Annotated in this window: 14 protein-coding genes; 6 read left to right on the top strand and 8 right to left on the bottom strand. The window is 44.2% G+C overall.

The features are described from left to right. Positions 1-249: 249 nt before the first annotated feature. The 4 genes from rpsI to mrdA form a co-directional block, all read right to left on the bottom strand. Complete coding sequence (rpsI, locus tag ACQKCG_RS00760) at positions 250-636, bottom strand: 30S ribosomal protein S9 (protein ID WP_101206364.1); 387 nt, start codon at positions 634-636, stop codon at positions 250-252. Positions 637-646: 10 nt separating this feature from the next. Next, positions 647-1,075 carry a 50S ribosomal protein L13 gene (gene rplM / locus ACQKCG_RS00755; protein WP_057761004.1) on the bottom strand — a complete coding sequence of 143 codons (429 nt, stop codon included), beginning with the start codon at positions 1,073-1,075 and terminating at the stop codon, positions 647-649. A 210-nt stretch (positions 1,076-1,285) separates the two neighbouring features. After that, entirely contained in the window at positions 1,286-1,972 is a 687-nt protein-coding gene (gene rsmD, locus ACQKCG_RS00750; RefSeq protein ID WP_101206365.1) for a 16S rRNA (guanine(966)-N(2))-methyltransferase RsmD, read from the bottom strand. A gap of 99 nt (positions 1,973-2,071) precedes the next feature. Then, positions 2,072-4,057, bottom strand: a complete 1,986-nt coding sequence (mrdA, locus tag ACQKCG_RS00745) for a penicillin-binding protein 2 (RefSeq protein ID WP_101206366.1) — start codon at positions 4,055-4,057, stop codon at positions 2,072-2,074. 493 nt (positions 4,058-4,550) lie between these two features. On the opposite strand from mrdA, the gene ACQKCG_RS00740 reads away from it, so the two are divergent. The 6 genes from ACQKCG_RS00740 to adk all read left to right on the top strand — a co-directional run bounded on the left by ACQKCG_RS00740 (position 4,551) and on the right by adk (position 11,694). Next, positions 4,551-5,885 (top strand): hypothetical protein, encoded by a 1,335-nt coding sequence (locus ACQKCG_RS00740; RefSeq protein WP_101206367.1) that lies wholly within the window; start codon positions 4,551-4,553, stop codon positions 5,883-5,885. Between the two features lie 280 nt (positions 5,886-6,165). Next, complete coding sequence (locus ACQKCG_RS00735) at positions 6,166-8,196, top strand: heme lyase CcmF/NrfE family subunit (protein ID WP_101206368.1); 2,031 nt, start codon at positions 6,166-6,168, stop codon at positions 8,194-8,196. 1 nt (position 8,197) lies between these two features. Continuing rightward, positions 8,198-8,875 carry a DsbE family thiol:disulfide interchange protein gene (locus ACQKCG_RS00730; RefSeq protein WP_101206369.1) on the top strand — a complete coding sequence of 226 codons (678 nt, stop codon included), beginning with the start codon at positions 8,198-8,200 and terminating at the stop codon, positions 8,873-8,875. Next, the gene (locus tag ACQKCG_RS00725) at positions 8,872-9,429 is read left to right on the top strand and encodes a cytochrome c-type biogenesis protein (RefSeq protein ID WP_101206370.1); all 558 of its coding nucleotides are present in this window, start codon (positions 8,872-8,874) and stop codon (positions 9,427-9,429) included. The genes ACQKCG_RS00730 and ACQKCG_RS00725 overlap by 4 nt, the downstream gene beginning before the upstream one ends. Beyond that, a complete protein-coding gene (gene ccmI / locus ACQKCG_RS00720; protein WP_101206371.1) occupies positions 9,426-10,706 on the top strand; it encodes a c-type cytochrome biogenesis protein CcmI in 1,281 nt (426 codons plus the stop codon). Before ACQKCG_RS00725 ends, ccmI begins: the two co-directional genes overlap by 4 nt. Positions 10,707-11,040: 334 nt before the next feature. Next, positions 11,041-11,694, top strand: a complete 654-nt coding sequence (adk, locus tag ACQKCG_RS00715; protein ID WP_180952604.1) for an adenylate kinase — start codon at positions 11,041-11,043, stop codon at positions 11,692-11,694. 177 nt (positions 11,695-11,871) lie between these two features. Here adk and secB read toward each other — a convergent pair whose 3' ends face one another. The 4 genes from secB to rsgA form a co-directional block, all read right to left on the bottom strand. Continuing rightward, on the bottom strand, positions 11,872-12,324 hold the full coding sequence (gene secB / locus ACQKCG_RS00710; RefSeq protein WP_057760989.1) for a protein-export chaperone SecB: 453 nt from the start codon (positions 12,322-12,324) through the stop codon (positions 11,872-11,874). A gap of 192 nt (positions 12,325-12,516) precedes the next feature. Further along, on the bottom strand, positions 12,517-12,780 hold the full coding sequence (gene grxC / locus ACQKCG_RS00705; RefSeq protein ID WP_021813631.1) for a glutaredoxin 3: 264 nt from the start codon (positions 12,778-12,780) through the stop codon (positions 12,517-12,519). 359 nt (positions 12,781-13,139) lie between these two features. Continuing rightward, positions 13,140-13,595, bottom strand: coding sequence for a rhodanese-like domain-containing protein (locus ACQKCG_RS00700; protein WP_057760987.1), 456 nt, complete (start codon positions 13,593-13,595; stop codon positions 13,140-13,142). A gap of 221 nt (positions 13,596-13,816) precedes the next feature. After that, positions 13,817-14,920: a ribosome small subunit-dependent GTPase A gene (gene rsgA, locus ACQKCG_RS00695; RefSeq protein ID WP_101206372.1), complete on the bottom strand. Its 1,104-nt coding sequence runs from the start codon at positions 14,918-14,920 to the stop codon at positions 13,817-13,819. Positions 14,921-15,014 lie beyond the last annotated feature (94 nt).

Raw genomic sequence — 15,014 nt, 5'->3', positions numbered from 1 at the left:
CAAGTTAGAATTTCTACAGACGCTCTACTTTGCAGCGTTGAAACAAGGCACTCATGTTAGTTATTGCCGTAAAACAAAGCTGGTTTGATGAAGACAATCGGATAATCAACACGCTATCAGTAGGCATAAAAAAACCTTATAAGCTGTGACCAGCTTATAAGGTTTTGCAAAACCAGACTCTTATTTAACTTTGCTACTGAAGCTCTGAGAAAAAGACAACAGCAGCAAAAATATAAGAGATAGTTTTGATTAACGTTTTGAGAACTGTGGACGTTTACGTGCTTTACGTAGACCCAGTTTCTTACGTTCAACTTGACGTGAATCACGAGTAACAAAACCAGCTGCTTTTAGGGCAGGCTTCAAAGTTTCGTCAGCTTCGATTAATGCACGTGTGATGCCGTGGCGGATTGCGCCAGCTTGACCACTAATACCACCGCCTGCAACAGTTACATATAAGTCATATGCGTTAACAGAGTCTAGTAGTTCTAATGGCTGACGTACAACCATGCGTGAAGTTTCACGGCTGAAGTATTCGTCAAGTGGCTTACCGTTAACAACGATACTACCAGTACCTTTTGATAAAAATACACGAGCAGTAGACGTCTTGCGGCGACCAGTTCCGTAATTGCGTTCCATAAGTATATCCTTAGATGTCTAGTTCTTTAGGTTGCTGTGCAGTATGTGGATGATCAGTACCCGCATAAAGTTTCAGCTTCTTGATCATCGCATAGCCAAGAGGGCCCTTTGGAAGCATACCCTTAACTGCTTTGTGTAGAACATCTTCAGGCTTATGTGCAAGCAACTTATTGAAGTTGGTTTCTTTAATACCACCTGGGTAGCCACTGTGACGATAGTACTTTTTGTCTTGTGCTTTTTTACCCGTTACCGTGATTTTGTCAGCATTGATGACAACAATAAAGTCACCAGTATCAACGTGCGGAGTAAAAGAAGGCTTGTGCTTGCCACGTAAGCGAGTTGCGATTTGAGTGGCTAAGCGACCAAGGGTTTTGCCGTCAGCATCTACGACATACCAGTCATGGGTCACTTCAGCTGGTTTTGCACTAAGTGTTTTCATGATAAAACCTTAAAATTAGAATTCGTTGAGAGTTTAGCTGGGAACGGGGCTCTCAAAAAACAGACTGCACATTATAAGCAGTAGCGCCTACGCTTGCAAGCTGCATTGGGGTTTATTTTCGCCTTATATACATTAAACTGCAGCGTCGGCCAGTTTTTAGCGGTTCTAAACATTTGTAAAATACGTTAACGGCTTTCATTAACCCGACAATTATGACGATGATAGACGATAAAGTCCAGCGACAACTTGTCCGACTTTGGTTTGTTTCAAGCATTCAAAAGTGATTGGTTGCTGAGTAACGCTCGATTGAGAGGCTAAATTCTCATTTAGCGACGCTTCCAATTGCTTAAGCTGTGCTGACAAATCTTTATCAGCTTCTAAATAAATTAGTGTTTCAGTATTGATTAAGGCATTGGTAATAAGCGCAGTCAAAATAGGCTGCCATAAATCCTGAGCATAAGGTGGATCGATAAATACAATGTCAAAAAGGCGTGCAGTCAGTTGCTCTTGACGTAATACTTGCTTAGCAGTGCCAGTGATGATTTGGTAAGCAGCAGCTTCAAGACGTAATTGCTCAGCACTCTGACGTAGCATGTTACTTTGTGCTGGATTGATTTCGATAAATGTTGTGTGGGCCGCACCGCGAGATAGTGCTTCAAATCCTAGTACGCCACTGCCAGCGCAGCTATCGAGTACATGGGCGTCATGAATGTCAGCGAGTAGCCAGTTAAATAAAGTCTCCCGCAAGCGATCTGGGGTCGGGCGCAGGCCATCTGCATCAATGAAACTTACAATACGGCGCTTAAACTGACCACCGATAATGCGCACATCACCCGCTGCCGCACTTTTCGTCTTACGGTTATTCTTTGGTGCGCGTCCATTTGAGGCTTTTTTCATTATTGTGTCTCGCTTACCAATTCTATGCTAGGTTTTACTTTACTAAGTCTTATTTCACTAGGTTTTACTTTTTATACTATTAACTGCTTAAACGTCTAGTTACTCAGACGTTGCTGCTGCCGCTTCAGCTTCCGCGGCTTCTTTCTCTTCCAATGCTTTTGCTTCTTTATCACGAATGGCATCACGCATCGCTTTTTCAAAAGCCTTTTGGCGTTTAATGACTTTTAGCTCATCAGCGGACGGCGGCAATATCGGATCAGTTTTGCGTTGTAGCATCCAGTAGTCAAATAGAGCACGGCCAATAGGCGCTGCAACAGCACTACCACCGCCGCCATTTTCGACCAATACCGCAAGGGCAATCTGCGGGTCTTCTACTGGCGCAAAACCATTAAACCAAGCATGATCCCAGTGGCGCTTATCTATTGCTGACTTATCGTAGCGTTTGCCCTGCGCAATAGATTTCACCTGTGCAGTACCTGTTTTACCAGCGATACGATAGCGCGGGGTATAGATACCGCGTCCTGTACCATTTTCTACCACGCTTTCCATCGCATCATGCATACGCAACCAGTCAGACGGCTTACCGTTATAGTCGATTTTACCATCTGGCTTAGTGATAATTTTGACGTCCGCGGCACCGTCACTGCTCTTTAATAAATGCGGAGTAATGTGCTGACCTTTACTGGCTGTCATGGCTGTAGCGTTGGCAATCTGTAATGGTGTTGCCAAGAAATACCCTTGTCCAATACTGACCGAGATGGTTTCGCCCGGTAGCCAATCTTTATCGTAAGTGTCTTTTTTCCACTTTGGTGATGGCATGATGCCTGATTTTTCATTAGGCAAATCAATACCAGTATCTTCACCAAAACCAAAGCGTACCATCCAGTCGTGCAGACGCTGTATACCCATTTCATAAGCCAACTTATAATAATAAGTATCGACCGACATCGCGATGGATTTTTTCAGATCTACCGTGCCATGACCGCCACGTTTCCAGTCGCGGAATCGATGCGTATCACCAGGTAAGCTAAAATAACCAGGGTCGTAGATAGTGCTGTTCCAATCGCGTAGACCATAATGAATACCGCCCAAACCTTCGAACGGTTTGATAGTAGAGCCAGGTGGGTAGGTACCTTGTAGCGCACGGTTATACAGTGGTTGATCCAAATCTTCACGCAGATCGTCGTAGTCTTTGAAAGAAATACCTGATATAAAAGGGTTAGGGTCGTAGCTTGGATTACTAACAAATGCTAAGACGTCACCGTTTTTTGGGTCTATAGCAACGATTGCACCGCGGCGTCCATCAAGTTGCTGCTGGGCGATGGTTTGCAAACCATAATCCAAGCTCAATGTAATATCGTTACCCGCTATCGGCGGCTTGGTATCCAATTGACGTAAGATATTCCCATGTGCGTCTGTCTCTACCGATTGATAACCCGGTTGCCCAAGCAAAATATCTTCGTAGTAGTCTTCGATACCAATCTTACCAATCAAGTCAGTACCAGCGTAACGGTCTTTATCAATACGCTTTGACTCTTTGTCATTGATACGTCCGACATAGCCGATGACATGAGCAAACAGCTCATCATAAGGATAAGAGCGCGTAAGCTTGCTCTGAATAGAGACCCCGCGGAAGAATGGCTTACGCTCACTAAATTGAGCCAACTGTGCTTCTGTTAAATCAATCTTAATCGTCACAGGGTCATTTTTATTTTTACTTAGACGCGCCAAGATATCAGTAATATCTGTATCGGTTAAATCAAAAATCGGCGCGAGCAGATGCAGTGTACGCTCAGGATTTTCCACCTCATCAGGGCTGAGCATCGCTGTAAATACAGGCTGATTGTCTGCCAATATTACTCCGTTACGATCATAGATATACCCACGACTAGGCGGCGCAGATATCAGTTTGATACGGTTGTTATCGGCTTGTGTTGTGTACTGATCATGAGCGTAGACTTGCAAATACCCATAACGTGTTATCAAACCGCCCAAACCAATCAATATTATAATCCCAAAGATGATAATACGATTGGTAAAGGTACTGTTGACCTGTTCGGTATTGGGAGTTATCGGTTTATTCATAGAAGATCAGAGCCCAAACGGTCAGTGAGTCAATAAAAGAAAAATAAGAGGGCAGGTTGGTTAACCAAAGTGCGGTGAGTCTAAAAGATAATGCAAATGGTTTCAATCACATAGAAGGGTATGGTGTGAAATCGTCATGCAGTCATTTATACGCAGGTAGTCTTTGTTATTGCACTACAAATTATAACAGAACAAATGAGCAGACGCAGTACTCAGTCATATATTTTGTATTGATTATCTACTGACCAAGCCCTGGATTATATTTAGTTTTTTGTTGGTTAATAGACGATACGAACCATGTCATCTTTAGTCACAACTTGCCGCTGGTCTATATGTGCTAATAAATGGCAAGTATGCTAAAATCAGGCGATTTATTTTATAGTAGTTATTATGGGCGGAGCGTCTTTTGAAACGTTCTCATTTTGCTAAAGTCTCGTTATCAGTAACGACAATATTAGCAACGACAATCAACCTGTCAGGGACTAGATAAGTCATGGACGTAAATTCATTATGGCAGACGATAGCTGAACACCCAGAGTTCTTTGCCATGCTGACCATCCCACCAGTGACGGCATTCGTCACTTGGGTACATGTGTGGATGGCGCTCAAGATGCTGTTCTATCCGGTCAAGTTTTGGGGTATTCGTATTCCTAACTTCCCATTTTTTGGGCTGCCAGGTATCGGTTGGCAAGGTATTGTTCCGCGCAAAGCGGGCAAGATATCAGGGGTTATCGTTGACCAGACGCTCTCAAAACTCGGTTCACTTGATGAGTTTTTTAAGGCGATGGAGCCTGAGCAAATGGCGATATTTGTCACTGATACGGTAGACAAAAACCTTGAGCCATTGATTGATGAGATTATGCTGGATCACTCGCCAGCATTATGGGGTAATCTACCTTACGCCCTAAAGCGTCGTGTCTATGCGCAAGCCCATAAAGAGCTCCCTAGTATTATGCAGTCGCTTGTGACAGATTTGACTTATCATGTCGAAGACTTGGTCGATATGCGTAAAATGATTGTCAATACCATGGAAAACGATCGTCGCCTGATGGTCAATATGTTTTTAAAGGTCGGCCAAAAAGAGATCGATTTTATCTGGCATATCAGTGCTTTGATTGGTCTGGTATTTGGTATTATCCAGATGTTTATATTTTTGGTGGTGCCGCAGCATTGGACCGTTCCGTTCTTTGCCGCAATTTGGGGTTTTCTCACCAATTGGATTGCCATTTGGATGGTGTTTAATCCAGTAGAGCCGCACTTTATACCTTATTTGAAGCTGTTTACGGTGCAGAGTCGCTTTCCATTTATCAAACCCGTCATACCGCATATCGCAAAGTATCGCTTACAAGGCGGCTTTATGAAGCGCCAAGAGGAAGTTTCTGAGGTTTTTGCTGAAATTGTGGTAAAGGATTTGGTCACTCTAGAAAACATCATGAATGAGATGATGTATGGTGACCGCTCAGCGCAAACGCGTGATTTGATGAAGTCACATTTATATACGGTGCTAGAGTCACCAGTGATTAGCACGACATTACGTGTGGGGTTGGGTCGCCGTGATTATGGACAACTCAAAAATACCATTATCGACAAATCTATTGTCGCGACGATGGTACCACTGCGAGATCCTGAGCTAAATGAAAGCCGAGCCAGTAAAATATTTGGTCTGTTTCGCGATAGAATACGTGCGCTCACGCCAAATGAGTTTCAAAATCTGTTACGTCCAGCTTTCCGCGAGGATGAGATGACGTTGATTGTTTTGGGCGGTTTGACTGGTTTTCTAGCAGGTTGGTTGCATTTAGTGTTAGTATTTTTCCCCTCGATGCAATAATGCATCAATAAGTATTTTTAATTAGTCATGAACGGCTGTATTGAATAAGCTTTGAATAACTAAAAAATGTAAAATTAACAACAGATAAGCATTTTGTATCAATCATTCATATTGGTACGTCACAATGATAGTAGCGGGTTTTATGTGCTTCTACAGCAATTGAAACCTCAGTTTTTAACCGTAAACTATGACCGCATAAAGGACTATTAGCGTTTGCCAGTGGCTAGCAATGCCATCGGTGAACCCTTAATTGTATCCAAGGTAAACAAGGTTAGACCGTATGTTAATCACAGAATTGGGTTATTTTGCCTTGCTGGCCGCTTTTATATTGGCGATTTTGCAGGTGGTACTACCAACCATTGGCGTCATGCGTGACCACGTCGCTTGGCAGCGTTTGGCGCCAAGTCTAGCATGGGCGCAATTTGCGGCAATGATTACCTCATTTGCAGCGCTGATGGCAGGCTTTTATTACAACGACTTTAGTCTCGTCTATGTCACTCAGCATTCCAATACATTGCTGCCTTGGTACTACAAGCTGTCGGCGACATGGGGCGGGCATGAAGGCTCACTGTTGCTTTGGATGACCATCATGGCCACTTGGTGTGCGCTGGTCTCTTACTTCAGTCGTGGGTTGCCGTTGTCTATGCGTGCGCGAGTGCTGGTGATATTGGCAGGCGTGCAGATGATGATGCTGGCGATGCTTATCTTTACCTCATCGCCATTTGATCGCACATTGCCAAATCTACCTGTTGATGGCGCGGATCTAAACCCTGTATTGCAAGATTTTGGTCTGATCATTCACCCACCGATGCTTTATATGGGCTATGTGGGTATGGTTGTGCCATTTGCGTTTTGTATGGCAGCATTGTGGGAAGGGCGTTTGGATGCGGTATGGACACGCTGGTCGCGTCCATGGGCATTGGCGGCTTGGGGGTTCTTAACAGTCGGTATCGCGCTTGGCTCATGGTGGGCTTATTATGAGCTTGGCTGGGGCGGTTGGTGGTTCTGGGATCCAGTAGAGAACGCCTCATTGATGCCATGGTTGGCAGGAACAGCGCTACTGCATTCACTTGCTGTCACCGAAAAACGCGGTGTATTTAAAGCATGGACTATTATGCTCGCAATCTTTGCTTTTGCGCTTAGTCTGCTTGGTACGTTCTTAGTACGTTCAGGTGTCATCACCTCAGTGCATTCATTTGCCGCTGATCCGACGCGTGGTCTAGTGATTCTAGTCATTCTCGGTATTATCGTCGGTGGTGGTCTGTTGATGTTTGCTGTACGTGGTTGGCGTTTGACGGTCGAGAGTCAGTATCGACTTATCTCACGTGAATCATTTCTAGTGATTAACAACGTTATCATTCTAATTTCAACCTTAGTCGTACTACTTGGTACGCTATATCCTATTATTGCTGATGCCTTTAACTTAGGTCAGGTATCTGTTGGCCCTCCGTATTTCAACGCTCTATTTGTGCCGTTGACATGGCTGCTACTGGTAGCGATGGGTATGGGCTCTAATATCCGCTGGAAACAAGACAGCCGCCCGTTATTGGGTGCTGGCATGGTCATTGCGGTGAGTAGTTTGGTATTGGCCGCCATTATTACCTATTTCACCAGTCCGTCGGCGATGCTAAATATCGGTGTCACATTGGCTGTGAGCTTTTGGGTGTTGCTATGGATGGTTGTCGATTTCAAAGACAAGACCAAAAACGCACCAAGTCGCTTAAACGGTTTACGTCAGTTGCGTCTGAGCTACTGGGGTCAGCAAACTGCTCATATTGGTGTCATCATTGCGGTCATCGGCGTGGCATTTACCACTACGTTGAGTATTGAGCGTGATGTGGCATTAGGGCCTAATGATAGTGTCAATGTGCAAGGCTATGACTTTACGGTAAAAGATTTTAGCGAAGTAAAAGGCAGTAACTTTGACGCTACGCAAGCAGAAGTAACAGTCAGTAAAGACGGTCAAGAAGTGACCACGTTATATCCCGAAAAGCGTAACTATATTATCAGTATGATGCCGATGACAGAGGCTGCGATTGATGCCAATTTGATGCGCGATGTCTACGTAGCACTTGGTGAGCCGATTGCTGAAGATAGCAATGAATGGGCTTTCCGTATCTATGTCAAACCGCTTATCCGCTGGATATGGTTGGGTGCGCTTATCATGGCGTTCGGTGCCTTGCTCAGCATGCTAGACAATCGTTACCGTATCAAAAAAACCAAAACACCTGCGCAAATCGCGGCCAAAAAATCAGGCTTTGCGACGGTTGCAGATTTGGATACGTCAGCTACAAAGATAGGGGAGCGTTAATATGACTACCTCAAACAATGAACCTGATAGAAAAGCTCAGCAAGAGGCTGTCAAAGACCCTAAAGTTGCGAGCAGCAATAAAGTAAAAAGTAAGAAAAAACTTAAAATTGGGTTTTTGATTCCGCTGGTTATCTTTATTGGTTTGGTCGCCATGCTCTATATGCGTTTGGGTAAACCGACTGATATCGTAACCAATACAGCGCTTGAGCGTCCAGTACCTGCTTTTGAGTTGCCATTGTTATCAGATACCAGTCGTATTATGACCAATGACAACTTGCCAGATAAGCCATTCCTCATGAATATTTGGGGCTCTTGGTGTCCAACTTGTATCATTGAGCATCCTTTTTTGATGAAGCTAGAAGAGCGCGGTGTTAACTTAGTGGGCGTAAACTACAAAGATGATATTGGTGATGCGTTAGGGTATCTGAATCGCGGTGGCGACCCGTTCTCTATGTCTATTCAGGACTTGTCAGGACAGTTCGCTCTTGACTTAGGTCTGACTGGTGCGCCTGAGACTTTCATCGTCGATGGTGATGGCATTATTCGTCAGCATATTATTGGTGAGATTAATGAAGCCAACTGGCAAGACCGTATTACTCCTTGCTTAATGGTACTCAATGACGCTAGTAATAATGGGGTCAGTCCAGATCCTAGCCAAGTTGCGGAGGCGTGCAAATGATAGCCTACCAAATAAGAAAGGCGACCATAAAGTTAGCAAGCTTGTTTATCGCTTGTCTATTGAGTATGGCAAGCTTTGCTGCCATTGATGTCTACGATTTTGATTCTGTGCAACAAGAAGCCCAGTATCGCGGTCTCATCGAAGAGCTGCGCTGCCCGAAATGTCAAAACCAGAACTTGGCGGGGTCTGATGCGCCAATTGCGCAAGACTTAAAGCAAAAAACCTATGATTTGATAAAAGATGGGCGTAGCGACGGCGAGATTCGAGCCTATATGCAAGAGCGTTATGGCGACTTTATCAGTTATAAGCCGCCAGTACGTCCTTCAACATGGATTTTATGGTTTTTCCCACCGTTATTATTGATCGTTTTATTGGTCGGTTGGTTTTGGCAAAGTAAACGCCGTCAGCTTGTTGCCAGCGGTGAGAGTGGTGTAGCAGTAGACAACCATGTCAAAGCGTTGTCTGCCGCTGAAAAAGCAGAACTTGATCGCTTATTGTCACGAGCCAATAACGATGACAAAGACGACACTACAAGCCTTGGGGGCAAAAAATGACCATATTTTCTACTGTTGGCTTATTTATTGCGCTAAGTTTACTTGTCGCTCTTTTATTGGGTGTTATCACCATTAAGCCGTGGTTAAGAGCACCGCGTTCGCATAGCATGCCTGTGGACAATCAACTGCTGGATATCAACGTTGCTGTGTTTCGTGAGCGACTAGCAGAGCTGAAAACAGACAAAGACAGTGGTATCATTGATGACCATCACTATCAAAACCAGAAGCTTGAGCTTGAACGTCAGCTTTTGGATGCTCAGCGTGAAGTGTCACCAATGGTCACGCCAGGTATCAAAAGCCGATTGATTATTATGGTTTGGGTGCCTGTATTAACGGCCATGGCATATCTGATGGTCGGTGATCGCACACCTGTATTTGAGCTATGGGCTGCTGAGGACAAAGTCGGTCAAGTGGCAGACGATCTATTAACAGGTAGAATCGATCAGCCACCGGCTTGGGCAATTGAAGATGGTAATCAGCTGATTAGTGCCATGCAGACTAACGTCTATCGTCATGCCAGTGACTACAATCGCTGGATGCGCCTATCAGAGCTGTTCTTGTCATTAGAGGCGACTGATTCGGCATTAGAGGCTTTGTCGCGCGCTTATCGTCTATCACCTGATAACGAAGAAATTGCGACCACTTATGCGCAGATTAGTTTCTTTGCTAATAAGGGTCAGTTAGATGCCAATAGCCGCCGAGTGTTAGAAAACATACTGGCCAAAAACCCAGAGCATGAGGGCGCACAAATGCTTATGGCGATGGGTGAGGCACGTGCTAGCAACTTCGATCAAGCGCAAGGCTGGATTAAACGTCTGCGTGACAGTATCGCGGCCAAACCAGGTGATCATACGCAAGCGCTATCAAGTCTAGATGAGCTTAGCGCTAATGTGGTGATGCAGCAACAGCAAGCCTCTGAAGGCGTCGAAGTGACAGTCAAAATAAATGCTAGTCTGTTACCATTGGTAAAAGCTGACGATACGCTGTTTGTAGCGATACGTGACGTGAAAGGTGGTCCACCATTTGCGGCTAAGCGTCTACCGATTAGCAATATCAAACAAGGCGAAGCGGTTATTAGCCTAAGTGATCTTGATGCTATGATGCCAGAGCGTACCCTAGGGTCGGCTCGTTCTGATAAAGTACAGCTAGCGGTCATCGCTCGTATCAGTCATAGTGGCAATGCTACCGCAGAGTCAGGCGACCTCTCGGGTAATCCCGTGGTTATCAGCGCAGAACAAAATCAGGTCAACGTGGAAATAAATCAGCAAGTTCCATAGCCATAGTAGTAATATAAATACTGGACGCTAATGGTATTTATTATATAGACGCTGTTGCTCAGTATGGACGCGAGCAGCAGTGTTATGATTGACTTGATTAAAAGAGATATAAAGGTAACCCAGATATATAAATGGGCACTCCAAACGCAGTCAATACTGCTGCTTTTTATCTTGAATTGACCATGTATGAACAGATAAGTCATGCCAACTTGTCACATCAATAATGAAAATACTTGAGCTTTGCAGGGCCACAAGGTAAGGTAGCTTTGCAAACAACTAATCCCAGAGTTTTATTAATCCCAAAATCCTATCTATTAAGGAGAGTCGTGTAATGATGCGTATTATTTTACTAGGACCACCAGGCGCCGGTAAAGGTACCCAAGCCCAGTTTATTTCTAAAGAATATGATATTCCACAGATCTCAACTGGCGACATGCTACGTGCAGCAATTAAAGAAGGTAGCGAGCTTGGCAAAAAAGCCAAAGATATCATGAATGCTGGTGGTTTGGTTTCTGATGACCTCATTATCAACCTAGTGAAAGAGCGTATCGCTAAGCCTGATTGTGTGAATGGTTGTATCCTAGATGGTTTCCCGCGCACTATTCCTCAAGCGCAAGCACTTGCAGACGCTGATGTTGCTATTGACCATGTTATCGAAATCAGTGTACCTGATGACGAAATCGTGAGCCGCTTGTCTGGCCGTCGTCAGCATCCAGGTTCAGGTCGTGTTTATCATGTCGATCACAATCCACCAAAGGTTGAAGGCATCGATGACGTCACTGGTGAAGCGCTTATCCAGCGTGAAGATGACCAAGAAGCGACTATCCGTGACCGTCTATCTACTTATCATGAGCAAACGTCAGCATTGGTTGGTTTTTACCAAGACAAAGCTAAAGAAGGCGATGATGCGCCTAACTATGATAAGTTTGATGGTACGCAAGGTATCGATGACGTTAAGCAGCAAATCCTATCTGCACTAAAAGGCTAATGTTCGATATTAGCTAATTGATTTAGCCAGTCGATGTAGTCGTTGAAGACCCTGTTTAATAGCAGGGTTTTTTTATGCCTTATGAGAACACACACAAAAAAACCGCTTACTCATTATAAGTAAACGGCCCTTTATCAAATATACGACTGGTAGAGCTCATATATTTTTGGTTAGCGCTTAAGCATTACCTTGAGCATCAACTTGTGCTTGCTGCTGACTCTGTGCATACGCTTGATCAAAGTTCACAGGTGCTAGTAGCAATTGTGGGAAGCTACCACGCGTCACGATGTCACTGATGACTTCACGAGCATATGGGAACAACACGTTAGGGCAGTATGCGCCTAGGATTTGACCGATTTGATCTTCTGGAATGTCTTTTAGTAAGAAGATACCTGCTTGATGCACTTCAGCGATAAATGCTGCTTCTTCCGCATTTTTGGCAGTAACGCTCACAGTTAGGATGATTTGATAATGATCGTCATCTAATTTTTCAGCGTTGCTAGACAAATTGATATCAAGCTCTGGGTTCCACTCTTTGGTAAATACGCTAGCGCCTGGGACTTCAAGTGACATGTCTTTTACGTAGATGCGTTCTAGTGCCAATTGTGGTTGTGCTTGTTCTTCAGCCATGGTAAATCCTCTAAAATTAAATCAAATGATTGGGCAAATCGTCATTTTAATAAAAGTTCATTGTAATATAAATCGAGACTATTTTTTGGTATTGTCTCGATATTTTTTATCGTTACTTCTTACTGCTCTATTAAAACCTGCCACTGTCTGTCTTTACATAAGTAAAGACAGACAGTAAAGAAAGGTAGCAGATTAACCTGCCAATAGCTCGTCAAGTTTGCCTTGCTGGTTCATTTGGTTGAGCTCATCAAAACCACCGACGAAAGTTTCACCAACGAAGATTTGCGGCACAGTGCGGTAATTATTGGTTTTTTTCATCAACGCTTGACGCTCTTCGCTGCTCATATCGTGCATGCCGATTTCTTCATAATCAACACCTTTGGTTTTTAGTAGTTGTTTGGCGTTTGAGCAGTATGGGCAGATAGGGGTAGTGTAAACTTTCACAGATACAGTCATGGTAAATCCTTATTTATAAATTTATGGGATAACAAACGTATTATAAAAAGCATGATAAATTATCATAGTCTAAGCGTTGGTATAGTCTGTTATCAATGAGTAAAGTAAAAATGCATTCGGTGATGCTCATTACTAAAGTGGGGATGAGCATGACAAATTCAAGCCGTTTTGGCTCAAAACGTATTTTAGTGCTATAAAACATGATAAATAGAACATAAAAAATAAACCACAAAAAAAGACACCCAATAAAAAGGTGTCTTCTTTATAGCGTTGGTAGCGCTGATAACGTCAGTCAGGTCACACAAACATGGGCTAAGCGATGTGTATAAACGCTTCACTTAAGCGCCTATACAGATCTATTACTTGCTTAGACTTGGTTTTGTTTTACCTTTAGCCTTTGCTTTGGCGTCTTTTACACCAACCAACGGCATGCCAGCGCCTTGCCAGCCGCCAATACCGCCCTCTAAGCGATAGACACTATCTTTACCAATCATCTGAATCGCAGCGCCTGCTTGGACGCCCATGTCGCAGATGATAATCACCGGCTGCTCAATCGCGCGAATCTCTTCTAAGCGGTCTTTGAGGTCAGTGAATGGTATGTTGCGGCTGCCTTGAATATAGCCTGATTCAAACTTCTTCTTAGCGCGAATATCGATAAGCTGCGCGTTTTGAGAATTGACCATCATGCCAAGCGTGTTAGGCGATATTTTTCTACCGCTACGTTTGTTTTCAATCGTAAAAAACAGTATAGCAAGTACGGCTAATATACCAAATAAAAACGGGTGGTTGCCCACAAATTCCAGCGCACGATCCAAACCATACCTCCAAAAAAATAAGTGTTCTATTAAGCTGAGAAGACAGCCCAATGATAATGAACAAGGCGCTATTATACCGATAAGGCCATCTATAGTAAACGGGCGATGACATAGGCAATAATTGGGCGGTTATTGCACCTATCTATGGATCTTCTCAGCCTAATAAAAATATCTACTCACAAGACCGTGTTTAATTAAAACGAACAGTAACAAGCCAAATACTAATAAGGCTTCGTATCTGCCTCTTCTCGTAGCGTGACGAGATTTTCAACGCGGCGCTGCAATACTTCACCATCAGCTACGGCTTGCCATAGTGCACAGCCTTTGCTGTTGTGAGTATGGCGACAGTCACGGAATTGGCAACCGCTGGCCAATGGTGCTAGCTCAACGAAGCCTGAAATAATATCATCAGGAGTAAGGTGCCAAATGCCATATTCACGAATCCCTGGTGTATCAACGATACCGCCTTGAGTGAGATCTTCTGGATTGAATGGCAACAGTCGACTGGTCGTCGTAGTATGCTGACCAAGCTTAGAGTTTTGCGAGATGATATTGACGCTCTGTCCAGAGTCAGGCAAAAGGGCATTGATTAGACTGCTTTTGCCGACGCCAGATTGACCCGCGAAGATGACCAGCTTTTTATCTATATAGCGTTTTAGTTCATCAAGGCCTTCTTGCTCATCGCTCTCAGCGATGTTTTCAGGGCAATCGACCGAAGTTAGAACGCTTTCATAACCGAGCGCGGCATATTGTGCCAATAGTTCATTGGTGTCCACGCCGTTCTCTTCTGCTAATAAATCGGCTTTGTTGAGTACCAATAGTGGTTTGACACCTGCATGATGGCATACCACGAGATAGCGATCGATCAGCGTTGGCGCGGCGGCAGGCAATGGCGCAAAAACAATCGCCAGAATATCGACATTGGCGGCAACAGGCTTGAGCTTGTGATAGCGGTCAGGACGAGAGACCAGCGATGTACGCGGTTTGACCGCTTCGATACGACCAAAGCCAGTATTAGAGTCGGCATTCCAGCGCACTTGATCGCCAGCAGCTAGCATCGGTAGATTGGTACGCACATGACAGCGCCAAATATCATTCAATTCAAGCGTTTGCCAAAACGGCTCAGGATCATCAGGTGCAATCTCTGGCTGCTCAGGTATGACAGCTGGCAGGCTAGTGACTTGTACTTCTAGTTGCTTACCGTAATGCGCCATGACCACGCCATCCATCAAACTGTCATCAATACTATCTTGATTGGACAGTTGCTGCTTGTCGATGCGACGAATCTGTTGTTTAGTCAGTTTGCGTTGCCGGATTAATGCCATGGGTTTTTGACCTATTATAAAAATATTGCTAAGTGTAGCGTGAAAATTTGCTAACATACAGCCTAAAGCGTCTGCGGCAGACAGTGGTTTTGTA

The sequence above is a fragment of the Psychrobacter sp. NPDC078929 genome (assembly GCF_050267985.1).
Taxonomy (GTDB): Bacteria; Pseudomonadota; Gammaproteobacteria; order Pseudomonadales; family Moraxellaceae; genus Psychrobacter.
Note: the sequence above shows the minus strand (reverse complement) of the source record. Positions and strands in the feature narration are given on the sequence as shown.